Source organism: Paenibacillus peoriae, from assembly GCF_022531965.1.
Classification (GTDB): domain Bacteria; phylum Bacillota; class Bacilli; order Paenibacillales; family Paenibacillaceae; genus Paenibacillus; species Paenibacillus polymyxa_D.
Map to the genome: position 1 here is coordinate 5,474,074 of NZ_CP092831.1, position 17,708 is coordinate 5,491,781.

15 protein-coding genes are annotated in these 17,708 nt (G+C 47.9%); 5 read left to right on the forward strand and 10 right to left on the reverse strand.

Annotation, left to right across the window (positions count from 1 at the left end):
* Window positions 1–198: 198 nt before the first annotated feature.
* On the forward strand, window positions 199–834 hold the full coding sequence (locus MLD56_RS24275) for an NAD(P)-dependent oxidoreductase (RefSeq protein ID WP_029518658.1): 636 nt from the start codon (window positions 199–201) through the stop codon (window positions 832–834).
* A 159-nt stretch (window positions 835–993) separates the two neighbouring features.
* Here MLD56_RS24275 and MLD56_RS24280 read toward each other — a convergent pair whose 3' ends face one another.
* The 8 genes from MLD56_RS24280 to kduI form a co-directional block, all read right to left on the reverse strand.
* Window positions 994–2,181 (reverse strand): cation:proton antiporter, encoded by a 1,188-nt coding sequence (locus tag MLD56_RS24280; protein ID WP_029518659.1) that lies wholly within the window; start codon window positions 2,179–2,181, stop codon window positions 994–996.
* 354 nt (window positions 2,182–2,535) lie between these two features.
* On the reverse strand, window positions 2,536–3,126 hold the full coding sequence (locus MLD56_RS24285) for a GNAT family N-acetyltransferase (protein ID WP_049817039.1): 591 nt from the start codon (window positions 3,124–3,126) through the stop codon (window positions 2,536–2,538).
* A gap of 62 nt (window positions 3,127–3,188) precedes the next feature.
* A complete protein-coding gene (locus MLD56_RS24290; RefSeq protein ID WP_029518661.1) occupies window positions 3,189–4,550 on the reverse strand; it encodes an MFS transporter in 1,362 nt (453 codons plus the stop codon).
* 91 nt (window positions 4,551–4,641) lie between these two features.
* Window positions 4,642–5,793: a winged helix-turn-helix domain-containing protein gene (locus tag MLD56_RS24295; protein WP_029518662.1), complete on the reverse strand. Its 1,152-nt coding sequence runs from the start codon at window positions 5,791–5,793 to the stop codon at window positions 4,642–4,644.
* Window positions 5,774–7,012, reverse strand: a complete 1,239-nt coding sequence (locus MLD56_RS24300; protein ID WP_029518663.1) for a CynX/NimT family MFS transporter — start codon at window positions 7,010–7,012, stop codon at window positions 5,774–5,776. Before MLD56_RS24300 ends, MLD56_RS24295 begins: the two co-directional genes overlap by 20 nt.
* A gap of 247 nt (window positions 7,013–7,259) precedes the next feature.
* Entirely contained in the window at window positions 7,260–8,036 is a 777-nt protein-coding gene (kduD, locus tag MLD56_RS24305; RefSeq protein ID WP_029518664.1) for a 2-dehydro-3-deoxy-D-gluconate 5-dehydrogenase KduD, read from the reverse strand.
* 49 nt (window positions 8,037–8,085) lie between these two features.
* Complete coding sequence (locus MLD56_RS24310) at window positions 8,086–8,730, reverse strand: bifunctional 2-keto-4-hydroxyglutarate aldolase/2-keto-3-deoxy-6-phosphogluconate aldolase (RefSeq protein WP_029518665.1); 645 nt, start codon at window positions 8,728–8,730, stop codon at window positions 8,086–8,088.
* A 78-nt stretch (window positions 8,731–8,808) separates the two neighbouring features.
* On the reverse strand, window positions 8,809–9,639 hold the full coding sequence (gene kduI / locus MLD56_RS24315) for a 5-dehydro-4-deoxy-D-glucuronate isomerase (protein WP_029518666.1): 831 nt from the start codon (window positions 9,637–9,639) through the stop codon (window positions 8,809–8,811).
* A gap of 340 nt (window positions 9,640–9,979) precedes the next feature.
* On the opposite strand from kduI, the gene MLD56_RS24320 reads away from it, so the two are divergent.
* A complete protein-coding gene (locus MLD56_RS24320; RefSeq protein WP_029518667.1) occupies window positions 9,980–10,936 on the forward strand; it encodes a sugar kinase in 957 nt (318 codons plus the stop codon).
* 181 nt (window positions 10,937–11,117) lie between these two features.
* Here the strand turns inward: MLD56_RS24320 and MLD56_RS24325 are convergent, their stop codons facing one another.
* Window positions 11,118–12,131: a LacI family DNA-binding transcriptional regulator gene (locus MLD56_RS24325; protein WP_029518668.1), complete on the reverse strand. Its 1,014-nt coding sequence runs from the start codon at window positions 12,129–12,131 to the stop codon at window positions 11,118–11,120.
* A 256-nt stretch (window positions 12,132–12,387) separates the two neighbouring features.
* On the reverse strand, window positions 12,388–13,797 hold the full coding sequence (locus MLD56_RS24330) for an MATE family efflux transporter (RefSeq protein WP_029518669.1): 1,410 nt from the start codon (window positions 13,795–13,797) through the stop codon (window positions 12,388–12,390).
* Between the two features lie 358 nt (window positions 13,798–14,155).
* On the opposite strand from MLD56_RS24330, the gene MLD56_RS24335 reads away from it, so the two are divergent.
* From MLD56_RS24335 to MLD56_RS24345, 3 genes are all read left to right on the forward strand, one after another.
* Window positions 14,156–15,163, forward strand: a complete 1,008-nt coding sequence (locus MLD56_RS24335; RefSeq protein ID WP_029518670.1) for an acrylyl-CoA reductase family protein — start codon at window positions 14,156–14,158, stop codon at window positions 15,161–15,163.
* Window positions 15,164–15,420: 257 nt separating this feature from the next.
* Window positions 15,421–15,981: an RNA polymerase sigma factor gene (locus MLD56_RS24340; RefSeq protein ID WP_029518671.1), complete on the forward strand. Its 561-nt coding sequence runs from the start codon at window positions 15,421–15,423 to the stop codon at window positions 15,979–15,981.
* Window positions 15,941–17,626 carry a DUF4179 domain-containing protein gene (locus tag MLD56_RS24345; protein ID WP_029518672.1) on the forward strand — a complete coding sequence of 562 codons (1,686 nt, stop codon included), beginning with the start codon at window positions 15,941–15,943 and terminating at the stop codon, window positions 17,624–17,626. The genes MLD56_RS24340 and MLD56_RS24345 overlap by 41 nt, the downstream gene beginning before the upstream one ends.
* Window positions 17,627–17,708 lie beyond the last annotated feature (82 nt).

Consider the following 17,708-nt stretch of genomic DNA (forward strand, 5'->3'; position numbering starts at 1 on the left):
CATTCAGTTTTACCTTATATATTTAAACGAGTTCCTCTCTTTCCAATCGGAGGACTTTAGTTTGCCCAACAGAAGAGCTTGACTTTTATTTTATATTGTAACTATAATAGTTACATATTAAAGTTCGTAAATGCACTGAGTACACTTACGATCAAACGAATGAATCATCCACATCATATTTATAGGAGGCTATCTATTATGAAAATTGCAGTTATTGGTGCAACCGGTAAAGCAGGAAATAATATCGTAAAAGAAGCATTAGACAGAGGGCATGAAGTAACCGCCATCGTCCGTGACTCGTCCAAAGTAACAGAAAGTCGTGCTACTGTGGTACAAAAAGACGTTTTTGATCTGAAAACAGATGATCTGAAAGGTTTTGACGTAGTTGTTAATGCATTTGCCGCTCCACTCGGACAAGAGCATCTGCATGTCGATGCAGGTAACGTACTGATCGAAGCCCTGCGTAATGTATCCGGTACTCGCCTGATTGTCGTAGGTGGTGCAGGCAGCTTGTTCACTGATGAATCCCAAACACTTTTGGTAAAAGACGCTCCTGGCTTCCCTGATTTCGTATATCCAACAGCCAACAACCAAGGAAAAAACCTGGAAATTTTGCGTGGTACCAGCGACCTGAACTGGACCTTTATTAGCCCTTCTGCGGAATTTGCACTGGGTAAACGTACAGGCTCTTACCAAGTAGGAAAAGACACACTGTTGGTTAATTCCAAAGGTGCAAGCTATGTCAGTTACGAAGATTATGCAGTTGCCGTAGTGGACGAAATCGAAAAACCACAACATCTGAACCAACGCTTCACAGTGGTGTCCGAGTCCTAATTTCTCTATTCTTGCAGCACATTTAGCATAAAAAAGACCCTTCGCCCATGTTCTCATGCTGCATGGAAAGTCCGCTCTACTCTAAAATCGGACTTTCCATGCACACTATGAGAAACTGAACCCGAAGGGTCTTTTTGTTATGACCTGTTGATACTCTCATTACAACTTATCAATGCTGGCCTTCTTTTCTGTATCGTGAGCGGAAGTCTCCCTCTTATCGCTAAAACACAGCTTGAGAATTGGAGGTGCAGCCAACGTTGTCAAAATGACGGCAATGATCACGGATGTAAAATATTGCTGTGCCAACAGACCCGACTGTAGACCGGTAGCTGCAATAATAAGTGCGACCTCGCCACGTGATATCATACCGGAGCCAATCGCAAGAGAAGAACGGTTATTGAAGCCCGTCAGCCGCGCGCCGAGGCCTCCTCCCACTAACTTCGTCACCAGCGCAATCAGTGTCAAAACAACAACAAATCCGAGCTGCTGCCCTACTCCCTCAAAGGAAACATTTAATCCAATGCTGACAAAAAAAACAGGAACAAAGATGGAATAAGCGATGGGTTCCACCTTTTCTTCTACGACGTGCTTAAAGCTTGTTTGTGCAATGGCAATCCCGGCAGCAAAAGCCCCGATAATGCCCGCCATCCCCAACATATCTGCAAAATACGCAAACCCAAAGCAAATAATCAACGCAGTCGTGATGACTGCTTCAGTCACCTTGAGTGGAGCGAGTATTTTCATAATCCACGGAACAACGAACCAGCCCCCCAGAATAGCTACGACGAAGAAAACTAGCTTTTTGCCAACAAGAAGTCCCAGCGAAGTCTCTCCACCCATACCGAATATACTCATTACTACCGCTAGCAGTACCACAACAAGCACATCGTCCAGCACCGCCGCACCCAAAATGGTCGAGCCCTCTCGGGTATTCAGCTTGTTCATATCCTTGAGCACCTGTACGGTAATACTTACCGAGGTAGCACTCAGAATGATCCCTAGAAACCAGCCTTCATGCACCGAGAATCCAAAGGCTTCCCCTACACCAAAACCACAAATTAGCGGTAAAATAATACCTCCAACCGCCACAGCTACCGCAGGCTTCCAATTACGTCGAAGTTGATCCAGATCCGTCTCCAGTCCAGCAATGAACATCAGCAACAGCACGCCGATTTCAGACATATCATGAATCAGCGAATCATTCTCAACCCATCCTAATACCGCTGGGCCCAGCACAATTCCTGCGATCAGCTTTCCTAGCACTGCTGGTTGACCGAGCCTGACAGACACATGACCCGCGACTTTTGTGAACAACAGAATCAGCAGAAGATACAATATAAATTGCATAGGCTGATAACCTCCTTTTGTTTAATCCTTGAACTTATTTGCAAAAATCCCATAAGCGACTTCCAATGAACAAGATATAGATCGGAGCGACTGGAATCGAATTTTGCAAATCCTAATCATAAAATGTAAAACAAACGTGCAAAATATGTGTCTGACCTTAACGGACAGCTCGCAAAATAAAAAGGGGAACCCGAAATACAGCACAGGTTCCCCTAAAAAGACATAAAGGAGCCTTGGTGACAGGCTCCTCCGGTAATTCATATCTTCATTTGATGTTGTCGGTCATACTTGCGCAAACAAGCAACTTTATCTTTTAATTATATCTCTTCTGTTAACCCGTGTAAACGTGCTGAATCAATTTTCTACTTTTTTCACGTAGCGGTCGCGGTATTCGTGGTCCAGCATACTCATCAGAATCGAATCATGGTATTCATAATTGTAGAATAAAGCATCCCGTTGTACACCTTCGCGCTGAAAGCCTACTTTTTCATAGCAACGAATGGCACGTTCATTAAAATCAAATACATTCAGCTCAATCCGATGCAGGTTACAGATACCGAATCCGTAACCCAGCATGAGCACAAGCGCTCCGGTGCCGTAGCCCTTCCCCTGATTTCCCTGCTCATTGATCGCAATACGGATGTTGGCACTGCGATTCAGGCTGTCCATATCCTGCAGAGCTATATCTCCGATGACACGATCATCTTCGCGAAGCGCAATCAAGAGCAGCAGGCTTGAGGAATCCTGTCCTTTAGCTTCAATATAACGGGCAATTTGATCCTTGGTAAAGCTGCGTTGTGTGCCTGTCAGCCTCCGCACATCCTGATGGAACAATGTATTATAGTATAGCTCGGTGTCCTCCACGTTAACGGGACGCAAGTACACCCGAGATCCTTCAAGTAACCGTGCCACAGGCTCTGAGGCTGAAGTTTGTTGAGTCATCATGATCTCTCCCATGCTAAAAATATAAATGACGAAAATCGAAGTAAATTATTGCGCAAGTTTGACTACGCAAGGTCTGCATTTTGCTCCGTAGTCAGGCTAGAATCAGCGAGGGACTCGCGCCAAATTACGGATTGAAGCAGTAGTCCTGCCAAACCCAGAATTCCAACAGTCATTCCGATCCAGACAAAAGCCGTTCCCGCCCCTGCTATTCGGATCAATACTCCCCCGGCAAGCGGCGAAACGACCATGATTGCTCCAATCACGGTACTTTGGATACCGAAGACGCGTCCTACCATATCAGCAGGGGTTTTGGCTTGTAATATATAGTTCTGGGTGATAATGTACAGGCCGTTGCCCACGCCCAGCACAGCCCCGATCATAAGCAGTACGGGCCATCCTGTTCCGGGTTGCGCCCAGCCTAAAGCAGCAATAGCTCCGCCAACCAGTACATACCCACCACCAAGCCCCCAGCCTGCACTTATGCGATTCAAGCGATTAAGCACAAGCATGCAGCCGACGGCGCCAGCACCAATGGCTGAAACCAGCCAGCCAAGCAGTGACTCATTACCCGGAGCGAGCACTCGCAGCAGCGTAGGGAACTGGTAGTCGATCATGAGAATGGCGATTAAGCCGAAAAGTCCGAATATGAGCGTATGCAAAAGCATTCGACTGCGCCATAAGAACGCCCAGCCCTCACGCCATTGGTTGAAAAAGCGAGATGCGCGGACATGCTCCTCCCGCATTTTGACTTCATCAGCCTCAGGCGCTGTATGCGTAGCAGACTTTCCATGCTGCTCGGCTGCAACAGCTTGTTGGTCTGGGCTGACCAGCGCCGGACCGATTCCGCGAAGCGGCCACAGCAGCAGGCCGGAACAGAGGCGCAGCAATGCATTGAGAATAATGCATGCCTGGGGAGACAACACAGTCAAGGTCATAGCGCCCAGTAGCGGCCCTGCCACTTTGGAGGCCTGATTGACCAACCCATTCAGCGAGGTCGCCCGAAACAGGTCGTCGCTGGCGACTACCGTGCGGGTCAAGCCTTGCTGTGAAGGCATTTGAAATACGCCAGCCGCCGCGCGCAGACCGAGCAAAGGCAGTAGCCACACCGGACCCGGGACGGCGAGAATGGCCAGCGTCAATAAGGCAATAGCTGCATCGCAGACGATCATCAGCCGGGCCTTGTGTACCCGGTCAGCTAACGTGCCCGCGATGGAACCGAGCAGCAGACCCGGTAGCGCCATCACTACCGGAATCAGCGCAATCAGCATAGGGTCAGCTTCCCAGCGATAAGCAACAAGCACCTGAATGGCGATAGCATCAAACCAATCGCCAAAGGAAGCAGCCGTGTGCGCCGCAAACATCCGCCGAAAACGGCCATTGCGCCAAATGCTAGGCGCGGATTGGAATTCCTTCTTTTCCTTCATTATCTACTCACCCTGCTCTCATTTTCAGCTTTTTTAGCAATAAGAACATTCTAGCGGGTCTATATCAGAGAAAAGTCAGACAGCTAAAAAATCAGGCCATTGAGATTGTCTGCTCCAGCCAGCGCCTTAGCGCTGGACGATGCAGTATTAAACTGTTATCCCGGTCAAGCTGGTCATATTGAGCGGCATACTTCTCTTCCAGCGCTGGATAGGAACCGCAAAGCTTCAGGAACGAGCGAATTTGACATACCGCTTTGATTTGTAGCAATTCCTGTTTAGCCATATCAAGGGTATCCAATCCCTCATCCATGAGCCGCTCGGCGTTATCCACATCTCCAGTACGCAACAGCATAAGCCCGCGCATCATCCGATAACGGCCCAGCTCGCGCAAAAACGGGGCCTCCGACAGCATGCCTTCCAGACGATCAGACAGTTCGGCAGCCTTTTCCATATGATTGGCAACCAGATGCATATACATCTCCATCAGCGCAACAGGCATCACAAAATTATCGAGATTATCCCGTTCCATGACCATCATGGTCAGTGGCAGACCTTCCTGGGCGTGTTCAGGTTGTCCGTTCTCTACATAAGCCTCCAGAATGTTGAGAATACGCAATTCCCGCTCCTGCGCTTCAGATAGCAATCCACTGGAAAGCGCACGCTCACATAGGACAAGCCCCTCATCCGTCACCCCTGCTGTGCACATATATAGCAGTAGCATCCAATACAATCGATCTGCGGGAGCAAAGTCCTCCCGTTCCAAGAACCAAGGCACATCCGCCTGTACAAAACGGGTATACATTTGATAAAAGACAGACAATTCAAAACCCATCTGCTCCTGCTGGGCAGCCAGCGCTACGATGGAATTTCCCTGCCCCAACAGCTGGTATTTGCGGAATAGTCCATGTACGGCGTCTTGCACCTCCTGATCGTGCAAGGACGGATGATTCTGTGGCTGCACGTCAGTCAAGGTCAAGCTGTAGCCATACCCTCTGACCGTATGAATACGGAGACCATCCCATGACTTAAGTTTTTTGCGCAATCTGTAGATATGATCATCTACCGTACGCTCCACCGGATACTCCAGCGGCCACACCCGATCCAGCAGTTGTTCACGGGTGAACACCTGGTTCCGGTTATCGTACAGAAAGCGCAACAGCGCAAACTCTTTAGCCAACAACATAACACGACCTGCACTACAAATCACACTGTAACCGTCTGCATCAAATTGCAGTCTGATCATCCACCTCGCCTCCGACATATCGTTTCTTGGCTGCACCCAGCCCTATAAACATAAGCAGAACACTCAGGCATAAGAGCAGTAGCAGCGGAATTGTCCAGCCTTGTGTCGCATCATGCAAATAACCGAACAGCGTCGGTCCTGTCGCGGCCAACAAATACCCAAAGGATTGAGCCATACCCGACAGCTCTGCTGCCTGCTGCGGTGTCCGCGTCCGCAAATTGAAGAACATCATCACTAACGGGAAAGCAAAACCACCCGCTATACCGATACATATGACCCAAATCACGCTCCACTGTGTAGCCCCAAGCAGAAATCCACCCAGACCGATAAAATACAGCGCAGCCATAATCAGAACCAATACCCGCTGATCCTTCACTCGCGCCGCCCAAATAGGCACAATAAAAGTAAATGGCATTTGCGCAAACTGCATCACAGACAGCATCCAGCCCGCAGTTTCTGAATCCATTCCCTGTCCGCTCATCATTTCAGGAAACCAGGCGGCAGGAACATAGAACAAGGCAGATTGCAGCCCCATAAACAGCGTCACCTTCCAGGCCAAAGACGATTTATACACATTCACGGTTTGGACAGATACTGCTGCGTTATTGGCTGTTTTGCGAGCCTTAAGGAGCTGGGGCACCCAGAGTAAAATACCTACGACACCCACAATCGCCCATATTCCCAAGGCACCTCGCCATCCCATACCTCCATTTATAGCCAGCGGTATACTCAGACCGGATGCGGTTGCAGCGACCACATTCATGGATACGGAATATACGCCGGTCATCAGTCCGCTGTTGCGAGGGAACTCCTCTTTGATCAAGCTGGGCAGCAACACATTACACACGGCAATAGCCAGTCCCAGCATGGCGGTCCCGACAAATAATGCAGTAACCCCTAACGTTGAGCGCACTACAATACCTGCGGTCAACAGCAGCAAAGCTGCAAAAATAATAAGAGGCGATCCGAAGCGGCGCGACAGTTTGGCTACAAAAGGCGACAACAGGGCAAAAGCCAGCAACGGCAATGTCGTTAATAGGCCACTCAGTGTATTCGAAATATGCAAAGAATCCTTAATCAAACCGATAAGAGGTCCTACCGAGGTAATCGAGGCGCGCAGATTGGCACCTACCAGAATGATCCCTACGGCAAGCACCCAAGGACCGGCATGCCACAAAGATTTGTATACCAAAGCTCGTTGGTGTTGCTGTGAACTCATCTCTCCATTCTCCAATCTATCTGTGTTATGCTCAAAGGCTCCAACCAAGTGTACGGCTGGAGCCTAGCAATTTTTATCTCATTAAATTATAAAGGCATTCGTGCCATATGCATAGGACGGATCGACACAGCGCCCCAAGTCTTCAAGTTCAGCATATAGCTTCATTGAAAAAATAAAAGCTGCCTGAAAGGATAGTTTCCTTTTGAGGCAGCTTCCAGTTCATAAACTTCGATGCGACCAGCGCTGCTTAACGTACCAGCCAGCCGCCGTCCACCGCCAAGATATGACCGTTCATATAGTCGGAACCCTGACTGGCGAGGAAAACCACAACTCCCATCAAATCAGACGGATCGCCCCAACGACCCGCAGGAATACGCGACAGGATTTCTTGATTGCGACTTTCATCCGCACGGATTGGAGCTGTATTTGCCGTAGCAATATAACCCGGCGCAATCGCATTAATCTGAACGTTATGAACTGCCAGCTCGTTCGCAAATGCCTTGGTCAAACCAGCTACCGCATGCTTGCTCGCTGTATACGGCGGAACGAATTTGCCGCCCTGAAAAGCAAGCATAGAAGCGACATTGATAATCTTCCCGCTTTTTTGCTCTACCATCACCTTTGCCACTTCCTGGCTCAGATGATATACGGCATTCAGGTTAATCTCCATGACAGCGTCCCAATCCTCATCTTTATACTCCAGCAGAGGGGCGCGACGAATCGTACCTGCATTGTTTACAAGGATATCAATTTTACCGAATTCATTGACGCATTCTTCTACAATTTTTTTAATGGATTCTTTCTCTGTCAGATCTGCCTGATAAAAGGCAACCTTCACACCCGTTGGCTCCAGCAAACGTCTTGTTTCTTCATACTCATCATTGTTAGCTACAATGAACAGGTCTGCACCCGCTTTGGCCAAAGCTACGGAATACCCTTGACCCAAACCAGTGTTGCCTCCTGTTACAATCGCCGTTTTACCTTTTAGACTGAAAAAATCCAATGAAAAATGGTCCAGACCCATGTCTACGCCTCCATCACAAATTAGTATAAAAACCTATATTTCCTGAAGCCTACAGCGCTGCGCGTACTTCTTTATATTTAGCTACATAACGTGCTGCATTTTCTGTGATCAAGTCGTAGCGACCTTCCTTGGCTGGAGCCGTCAAATTACCCCCAATTCCCACAGCTACACATCCGTTACGCAGCCAGGTTTCCATATTATCCAGATCAACGCCACCCGTTGGCATAATCTGCACATGAGGCATTGGACCTCTGACGGCCTTCACAAAGTCCGCCCCCATTGCACTGCCTGGGAACAACTTCACGACATCGCTACCCAATTTCATGGCTTCCTTGATCTCATTCAGCGTCATACAGCCAGGCATATAAGGAATCGCGTACAAATTGCATAGCTTCGCTGTTTCTTCTTCAAAAGAAGGACTCACGACAAACTCTGCTCCGGCCAGAATAGCAATTCTCGCCGTCAGTGACTCCAGTACCGTTCCTGCACCAATCACTGCCCGATCCTTAAATTCGTCTTTCAATCTTCGAATGACCTGATCCGCATCCGGCGTCGTAAATGTAAGCTCAATATTATCCAAGCCGCCTTCAATGCAGGCTTTAGACATGAGATACGCTTCCTCCGCTGTGTTTCCCCGAATGACTGCGACGACACCTACCGAAGTGATATGTTCCAAAACTTTCTTTTTCGTCATGTTCCTGATCCTTTCCACGAATGGGATGACCATGTACCTCAGCCGCTTGCAGGTTTACGCTCCAATACACTAATCGGATTAACGCAACTCGCTCATGGCAACCTGATCCATGTCTTTGTATGTTTTATTTTCACCGGCCATGCCCCAAATGAAGGTATAGCTGCCCGTAGCCGCACCACAGTGGATAGACCAAGGTGGAGAAATAACGGCTTCATCATTTTTCATTACCAGATGACGCGTTTCGTTCGGTTCACCCATCAGGTGGAACATTCTTGCGTTCTCATCCAGTTCAAAGTAGAAATATACTTCCATCCGACGGTCATGAACATGTGTCGGCATAGAGTTCCATACACTGCCGTTTTCCAACGTCGTCATCCCCATAACCAATTGGCAACTTTGAATGCCTTCATCATGGATAAAGCGACGCAACGTACGGTTGTTAGCTGTTTCCTGCGAACCCAGACTTTCAGACGGTACATCGGCAAAAGACTGTTTCGTCGTCGGATACGTGGTATGAGCCAGGGCCGAAACGATATAAAATTTCGCAGGCTTTCCACTGGAATCGCTTTCAAAGATCAACTCCTTGCCACCTTTACCTACGTAGAGACAGTCTTTTGTGGCCAGCTCGTAAGTTTCACCGTCCACCTTGACCGTACCGCTACCCCCAACATTAAAAATGCCCAGTTCGCGGCGCTCCAGGAAAGTTTCCGCTTTGATTTGATCGTTACCTTCCAGTGCAACAGATTTATTCACGGGATAAATGCCCCCGATAATGACACGATCTTCATGCGTATAGACCAGCTTTACCTCCTCAGGTACAAACAGTTCCTGGATTAGATAGTGCTGACGCAACTCTTCAGTCGTAAAATGTTTGGCATGTTCGGGATGAGTTGAATAACGCATTTCCATAAAAACATTCCTCCTGTTTAGATAAACTTTTTTATCAACGGAATTGTTATAAAAGCGGTTTCTAACTCTACTTCTTAGCTAGAATTGTAATAATTATCTAAGGGGGTGTCAACCTAAAACTTCGATTTTCCTAGAAAAACCCTTAATACACACGAAGTTTCACACGTTTTTTACCTTTTGATAAACAAAACCACATTTTTTTATCTATATTACCCAAAAAGTTTTTAGCAAATATATCAACTTCATCATTGTGAAAAACCGATTTATGTGATAATTTCAATTTATTCAGTTGGTGCATGCGCTTACAGATTAAGTTTACTAAACACAAGGAGGAATTCAAATGACCGCAACATTGGATGCTGTTACCTTCGGAGAACCGATGGCCATGTTTTACGCCAATGAAGCAGGCTCTCTGGATGAGGTGCGTTCATTCACCAAAGCGTTGGCCGGGGCAGAGACGAATGTTTCGGCAGGTTTGTCGCGTTTGGGGCTACGAGCCGGACTCGTAACCAAACTCGGCGAGGATACGTTCGGCAAGTTCATTGCCGATGCGCTACGTCAGGAAGGAATCGACACCCAGAATGTCATGTTTACCAAAGACCACTCTACCGGGATGCTGATTAAATCCAAAGTTATAAGTGGGGACCCCGAGGTGGAATACTTCCGCAAGCATTCCGCCGCTTCCACACTGAGCATCGCTGATTTTAACGAAGCTTACTTTGCCGGGGCTCGCCATCTGCATTTCACAGGTATTTCCGTTGCCCTCTCCGCTGAATGCCGCGAATTCGCACGACATGCGCGGCAATTCATGAAGAAGGCAGGCAAAACCGTATCCTTCGATCCTAACCTCAGACCCAAATTATGGCCTGACACACAAACGATGGTGGAGGCGATTAACGAAGCATCTGAGGGGTGCGACTGGCTTCTACCGGGGATTCATGAAGGTAAAATATTGACGGGCTATACTTCGCCCGAGGATATTGCTTCGTTCTACCTTGACCGTGGTACCTCACTGGTCATCATCAAGCTGGGAACCGAAGGCGCATATTACAAATCCGCAGATGCTGAGGGATATGTCAAACGCTTCCGCGTAGATCAAGTCGTGGATACCGTCGGTGCGGGTGACGGATTTGCCGCAGGTGTTATCAGCGCGCTACTGGAAGGCTTGCCCCTGGCAGAGGCAGTCAAACGCGGTAATGCACTTGGTGCGCTGGCTGTCATGTCAGCCGGAGACATGGATGGCTATCCGACGCGAGCCGAACTGGAATCTTTTTTGCTCAGCGCCAGCACAAATTAGTCCGGGATCATCCCCCGCGTAACCTTCACTGCTATGAGCGCAAGCTCAACAAAGGCCGCATCCAAAGTCGGCTTAACTTCCAATAGCCCGTATTCGCATTTGTGTGACCTGAGCAGCATACGCATACTCAGGTCGTACAAAGGAATACGGGCTATTTTATAATATAAGACATGATGCTCGTCTACAGCGTTTTGACGGATTCTCCCCGATTGATATCCGGCACAAATCGGTAAATAATCGGAACCGATTCGCCGCCTTCCTCAATACTGGACAGCAGCGTTTTTGCCGCCTGCTTCCCCATATCCGCAATCGGTTGCGTAATGGTCGTAATCGGCGGATTGTAAATATGGGCAAACTCCGCATCGTCAATTCCGATAATGGACAGCTCTGCCGGAATGCGTATACGGCGGGCATTCACATACTTCAACACCTCAGCCAACACGATATCATTCCCGGCCAACAGCGCAGTCGGCGGCTCAGGCAGTTGGAAAAGCTCCTTCAGCGTCTGCTGGATTTCTTCTCTCGGCACGCTGTGCATATATTCTTCTCGAAATGGCATGCCATGCTCTTCCAATGCCTTCTTGTATCCGCTGAGCCGCTCCACTCGTGGAGTAATCCGATTCAAGCCAAGGGGCAAGGTAATCAGCGCAATTCGCTCATGCTTGTGAGCCACAAGTTCCTGAATCGCCAGCTTAATCGCCATTTCGTTATCCAACAGCAGGCTACGTGTATTGACACCGTCCACCAAGCGGTCCAAAAACACCAATGGATACTTTTCACGAATGAGCTGGTTGTAAATGTCTGCATGCTTGCCTGTCGGGAAGATAATTAAGCCGTCCACTTGACGGGCCTTGAGCATCTCAATATACTGGCCTTCCTTGTCGGGGTTTTCATCGGCGTTGCAAATGATCACCTGAATGCCGAAAAGCTGCAATTCCTCCTCAATCGCACGGATAGACTGGATCGACAGCGTATAATCAATGTTGGCTACAATGACTCCCACCATAAATGTCCGGTTCTGCTTCAAGCTGCGGGCCAGCCCGTTAGGCTGATAATTCAGCTCTTGAATAACTTCGGCAATCCGGTCCCTTGTCTGGTCGCTCATATATTTATATCGTTTGTTCAGAAATTGCGAGACAGTGCTTTTAGACACTCCTGCCTTCTGGGCAACATCTTCAATCGTCGGCTTCTTCATCGGTACACTCCTTGTCTTTCATGTACTGCGTTAGTGCAACAAAAGTATATCTTTTTTTTAGTAAATTTACCAGACTTCTATTTATGAAAGCCATTATGATATAAGTTGAACTTCAAAATTGCCTATCGTGCCACTGTATAAAAGGATGGTTCTCCCGGCAGCAAAAGAGGCAGTTCAAGATGTTCTCTTGAACTGCCTCCACGTATACAACTCTATCGAAAAGCTAGGTTCCAGTTGGCCCTAAATACTACTCGGATCAGTGTGCTGGAACAGGCGTTGCAGACTGATCTGGTGTATCGTGCTCGATCAGCGCATGCTTTTCCCATAACCGGCTTTTCCAGCGGGCATACATGATGACAGCACGAGTCCATTCATCAGCAGCAATCGCCAGCCACACACCGGCGAGCCCCATATCCAGCTTGAACACCAGCAGATAACCCAGCGGCAAGCTCATACAGACCATAGAGATTAGTCCCATAAAAACCGGGAACTTGGCATCTCCAGCAGCACGCAACGAGTTAATAATGACGATATTCGTCGTCCGGCCAGTTTCTAGCAGAATGCTAAGTAAAATGACTTGCGCTCCCAAACGAATGATTTCAGGGTTCTCTGTAAATAAACCGAGCAAAGGTACACGGAAAAAGATAACCACCGCATCAATAATCACAGTCACGAGTAGCGCCCATTTCACACTGTTCAATACACGTTTATAAGCCGTATCCTTCTCTCTGGCTCCCACGAGCCTTCCCACTACGATAGCCGTTCCCATACCAACGGCCATACTGAACAAATAAATATAGCTCGAAATATTATTGGCATATTGACGTGTCGCCATCGCTTCTGCGCCCAGATAGGTCACATACAGTGTGAATATGAGCTGACACGACTGATACATGATAGACTCCAGCGCGGATGGTACACCAATACGCAATATTTTAGAGATAAACTTTTTGGACAAGTGAACGTAATATTTCCACTCGACACGAACCTCAGTGACCCGGTACATCAGCCAGAAGAAGATCAAGAGACAAATAAAGCGGCTACCTACTGTAGAAATAGCAGCACCTTCTACACCGAGTGCTGGCATTCCCCAATGCCCCAAAATCAAAACATAGTTGCCGACCACGTGGATCACGTTCATAAAAACCGATACATACATCGTTTCTTTGGTAAAACCGTGCGTACGAATGGTCGCCGCCAGCGCGTTAATCAATGCCTGAAGGAAAATAGCCCCCCCGACGATGCTCATATAGGATTCCGCATACGTAAGAATGTCCCCCTGGACATTCAACCATTGCAACATATGCGTACCAAACACAAGAAAAATTACGCTTAGCAAAAGACCTACCATCAAATTCAACGTAATGGCCGTACCTGTAACCTGGGCCGCTTCGACTAGTTTCTTAGAACCGATATATTGAGCTACGACGATAGCAGCGCCGTTGCCGATAACCTCCAGTACAAGGATAGCGATTGAAATAATTTGGTTGGACGCACCCACACCCGACACTGCATTATCAGATACAGAGCTGAGCATGAATGTATCGACGCTTCCCATTAACATAAACAGGAATAATTCAAGGAAAATAGGCCATGTCAAACGGAACAAATTCAGTTCCTTGGCTTCGGACAATACCGAACCATTTTTTAGTGCTCTGGTTGTCATTCATTCACCTTTCTTCATAGATTTATTTAACGATCAAAAGGTATGTTAGCATAGTCATTCTGAAAATACATCCCGTTTACGTAAAATGGTTTGCAAAATGCGTAAGAATTCATTTATCACCCTCTTTATAATTGATTATCGAACTTTATTGAAACAGGATATTACAAGAATATACCGGCAAATCTGGGCTTATCGACGCAATTATGAGCTAAAGAGTATAATAGAATACGAGCCTGTGAGCATTGCCGCTGACAGGTTGTGAAAATTGTTGTACGCTTCCTAAGCATAATTCACGAATTAAAGAGGGAATATATAGGACATTCATAGGGTTAAAAGGTAATAAAGGAGGCTTTTACAGATGACTCAATCATTTCAAGCCCTTGTCGTCGATCAGACGCAGGACGGTGAAGTTCAAGCAGAGGTGCGTTCTCTGGAAGCTAGCAGTTTACCTGCTGGAGAAGTATTGATTCGTGTCGCTTATTCCAGCATCAACTATAAAGATGGGCTTGCTGCCCGCAAGGATGGCAATATCGTCAAATCCTATCCGTTCGTACCAGGCATAGATTGCTCGGGAACCGTCGTCTCTTCGGAGGATAGCCGCTTTAGCGAAGGACAAGCGGTGCTCGTTTCCGGATACGGGCTGGGTGTGTCTCAATTCGGAGGATTCAGCCAATATGCACGCGTGCCTGCGGACTGGGTGGTTCCACTTCCAGACGGACTCACGCCGAGAGAGGCGATGATTTTCGGGACAGCCGGATTCACCGCGGCCCTGTCGTTATATCGGCTGGAGCAAAACGGCGTTACTCCGGAGCAGGGGAAGGTACTTGTCACCGGAGCGACGGGCGGCGTAGGCGGGGCAGCTATTGCCTTGCTGAACAAGAGAGGCTATCATGTCGTAGCCAGCAGTGGCAAGGCCGATGCGCATGATTACCTCAAGGCGCTCGGAGCAGCCGAGGTTATTTCTCGCGAGGAGGTCTACGACGGCGCGGAGAGCATCCGCCCGCTGAGCAAGCAGCTTTGGCAAGCGGCTGTTGATCCTGTAGGGGGAAAGCCGCTCGCTTCGCTGCTCAGCCAGATCGCCTACAACGGCTCCGTTGCCGTGAGCGGCCTGACGGCAGGAACCAAGCTGCCTACGACGGTGCTGCCGTTTATTTTGCGCGGCGTAAGTCTGCTGGGCATAGACTCTGTCTTCTGCCCATACGACACCCGTGTAGCGATCTGGAAGCGACTTGGCAGCGAATGGAAGCCGGAACAGCTAGAGCAGCTCGTTGAGCGCGAAGTCGGATTGGCCGACCTGCCCAGCGCGCTCGAAGACATCCTTGCAGCCCGCTCGCAAGGAAGAACGCTTGTACGACTGGCTGACTAAGCAGAAAGATATCGGCAATCTATCTGTTAACCTGGTTTTGCGTGAGGAAATATTCATTCCGTAGGGTCTAGCTTTGCAAAACATAAGAAGCTTGTAAATCTGAACTTTTGAGATTTACAGGCTTCTTTTTTCGTGTGATACATTTGAAGAAAAACAAAATATATCGAATCAGACGGTTTACTTTTCGCAACCAAATGAACCTTATGAGGGCCTCAGTTGTTATATAGATAAACTGCACAAGAAAGGAGAGCACATCATTGGAGAGTAATCGAGAGTTGTTTGATTTGTATCAACGAGATGTATACCGAACCTGCTACTACATGGTACATAACGCATCGGATGCAGAGGATTTAACGCAGGAAGTGTTTATCACCCTGTTTCGCAGCAATCGTGAACAGATCGAACAACTAAAAGCCTGGATTATGAAAATTACGGTCAATCATTGTCTGAATTACCTTAAACGCCGGAAAAGCCTGCATTTGAAAGTATCGGCTAATCCCTATTTATTTAGCGGGGCGGAAGGTAAGCCTGTAGACAAGCTGGTGGAAGAACGCGAATCGACAGAAGAATGGATCGTTTATATGAATCGCCTTCCAGCCAAAATCCGCGCTGTGCTGACCCTCCGCTATATGCATGATTTCACACTGGCAGAAATATCAAAACTGCTGGAAATTCCGCTGGGAACCGTCAAATCGAGGACTCATAAAGGGCTAAAGTTATTGGAGCAAATACTGCGGGATGCAGGTGTAGAAATTCCCGAGATGGAAGGAGAGAACTATGAACAACGTAGAAAAGGCATTGAAGCGCAAGTTAAATAATGATTCGGAAATGGCCTATCCTGACTTCGATGAGATGTGGAACCGGATGGAACAGACAGGGCATACTGCCCCTACGCTAACCGACACTTTCGATTCATTCACTCCGCACCGACATAGAAATTGGCGCAAAATAGCTATCGCCGCCTCTCTGAGTGCGCTTCTCGTTGCCGTTCCCGTCTATGCCGCCATCCATTATAATTGGGGCAATCTGCTGCACGGAAGAAGCGGCATTCAGACGGCACTAAATCAAGACCTTGGACAGCCCTTGGAGCAATCCGTAACCAGAGACGGAGTGAAGCTGACGCTGCATACCGCTATTGTCGATGAGAACCGGACCGTGATTCTGTACAGCTTGGAGGTCGGAAAACGGGCAGAGAACGAGTTTTGGAATGTCAAAGGCGTATCGCTAAAAGGTGCTGCGGGGGAAAGCAGTGCAGGGGAATATAACTTTCAGCAATGGAACCCGAAAAATCAACGGTACAACGGGTACTTTGAAAGTGACTGGACACCGCAGCAAGAAACAGAGAACGTGCGGCTGACCGTAGATCATATGGAGCTCACCAGCGTTCAGGAACTGGAATTGCCGCTCGATATCACATCGCCTCAGATGCAGACATTCAAGCTGGATCGTAACGGCTTACAAGATATGAAGGTACAGGTATTTCAACAAGGGAAGGATAAGCTGATGCTGTCCTCGGCAATCACCTTCGATTCATCGATACCCAAGAGATGGGATAATCCGCAAATCGTTGCTTACAAAGGCAACAAGCCTGTGATGTCGCAGCCTGGGGGGACTTTTGGCAAACCCGGAGATAACGGGGAGTATACAGCACAGCAGTATTTTTCTAAAGCAGATATACCAGAAGGACAGACTGCTTTCAAACTGCAATATGCGCAAACTGAGAAAAGTACACATGAACCCATAAACTTTGATCTACAGCTAAGCAAGAAGAAAATGGAAAGCGGGACGATTAAAAGTGTGCTGAATACCCCGTTGGAGAACGGCAATCCGAATTTTACATTAGAACAAATGATTGTCACACCTACACAAATCCGTGTCACGATCAGAAGCGAAAAGAAATTCGCCATGTTACCTTATCAAAAGTACTTTCTTTCTGTGAACGGCACAACGTTAGAGGGTAGCCGTTGGTCTTCACCTGATCAGGAGCACGATCTGAATACGATCCGTTTTGAACGACCGTCCCATCTTGTGATTACCAAGGACACTCCTATTACTTTTACAGGCAAATATAAAGTCACGATCCATTCGGATGACAAAACACCACAGCTTTTAACTGATATATCTGACCAGAAGCAGACACTAACCACGCAAATAGGTGGCTATCCTGTGAAGTGGACTTACTACAAACAAGGGGCAGATTTGTTTGTGGAAACAGAGAGCGAAGATGCTCGGTTTGGAGGGATTAACCAGACGCATATTGGCCTGGGTAAAGAACGGATCATTGGCAAGCCGATCACAGCCAATTTTGCCGGAGACGGCAATAACAAGGCAGTGGATGTCTACAAGAATTTCAAAGGGAAGGAAGCTTCTATCTATATGTTCTACTATACAACGGACGACCCGGAAGCAGAGACAACCGTACCCTTGCAGCCCATGACAAGCAACAGTGAAGCATCTAAATAGCAATGCTATAAAAAGAGGGCCCTCTATACCTGTGTGAACCGTGGTATAGGGACCCCTCTTTATTTTCCTGGTAAGGCACGGT

Excerpts from the sequence above, each read along its gene's own strand:
- MLD56_RS24310 (WP_029518665.1), bottom strand. The coding sequence starts at position 8,730 with ATGACGAAAAAGAAAGTTTTGGAACATATCACTTCGGTAGGTGTCGTC.
- MLD56_RS24285 (WP_049817039.1), bottom strand. The coding sequence starts at position 3,126 with ATGATGACTCAACAAACTTCAGCCTCAGAGCCTGTGGCACGGTTACTT.
- MLD56_RS24300 (WP_029518663.1), bottom strand. The coding sequence starts at position 7,012 with ATGAGTTCACAGCAACACCAACGAGCTTTGGTATACAAATCTTTGTGG.
- kduI (WP_029518666.1), bottom strand. The coding sequence starts at position 9,639 with ATGGAAATGCGTTATTCAACTCATCCCGAACATGCCAAACATTTTACG.
- MLD56_RS24275 (WP_029518658.1), top strand. The coding sequence starts at position 199 with ATGAAAATTGCAGTTATTGGTGCAACCGGTAAAGCAGGAAATAATATC.
- MLD56_RS24320 (WP_029518667.1), top strand. The coding sequence starts at position 9,980 with ATGACCGCAACATTGGATGCTGTTACCTTCGGAGAACCGATGGCCATG.
- MLD56_RS24325 (WP_029518668.1), bottom strand. The coding sequence starts at position 12,131 with ATGAAGAAGCCGACGATTGAAGATGTTGCCCAGAAGGCAGGAGTGTCT.
- MLD56_RS24280 (WP_029518659.1), bottom strand. The coding sequence starts at position 2,181 with ATGCAATTTATATTGTATCTTCTGCTGATTCTGTTGTTCACAAAAGTC.
- kduD (WP_029518664.1), bottom strand. The coding sequence starts at position 8,036 with ATGGGTCTGGACCATTTTTCATTGGATTTTTTCAGTCTAAAAGGTAAA.
- MLD56_RS24290 (WP_029518661.1), bottom strand. The coding sequence starts at position 4,550 with ATGAAGGAAAAGAAGGAATTCCAATCCGCGCCTAGCATTTGGCGCAAT.
- MLD56_RS24335 (WP_029518670.1), top strand. The coding sequence starts at position 14,156 with ATGACTCAATCATTTCAAGCCCTTGTCGTCGATCAGACGCAGGACGGT.
- MLD56_RS24295 (WP_029518662.1), bottom strand. The coding sequence starts at position 5,793 with ATGATCAGACTGCAATTTGATGCAGACGGTTACAGTGTGATTTGTAGT.
- MLD56_RS24330 (WP_029518669.1), bottom strand. The coding sequence starts at position 13,797 with ATGACAACCAGAGCACTAAAAAATGGTTCGGTATTGTCCGAAGCCAAG.
- MLD56_RS24345 (WP_029518672.1), top strand. The coding sequence starts at position 15,941 with ATGAACAACGTAGAAAAGGCATTGAAGCGCAAGTTAAATAATGATTCG.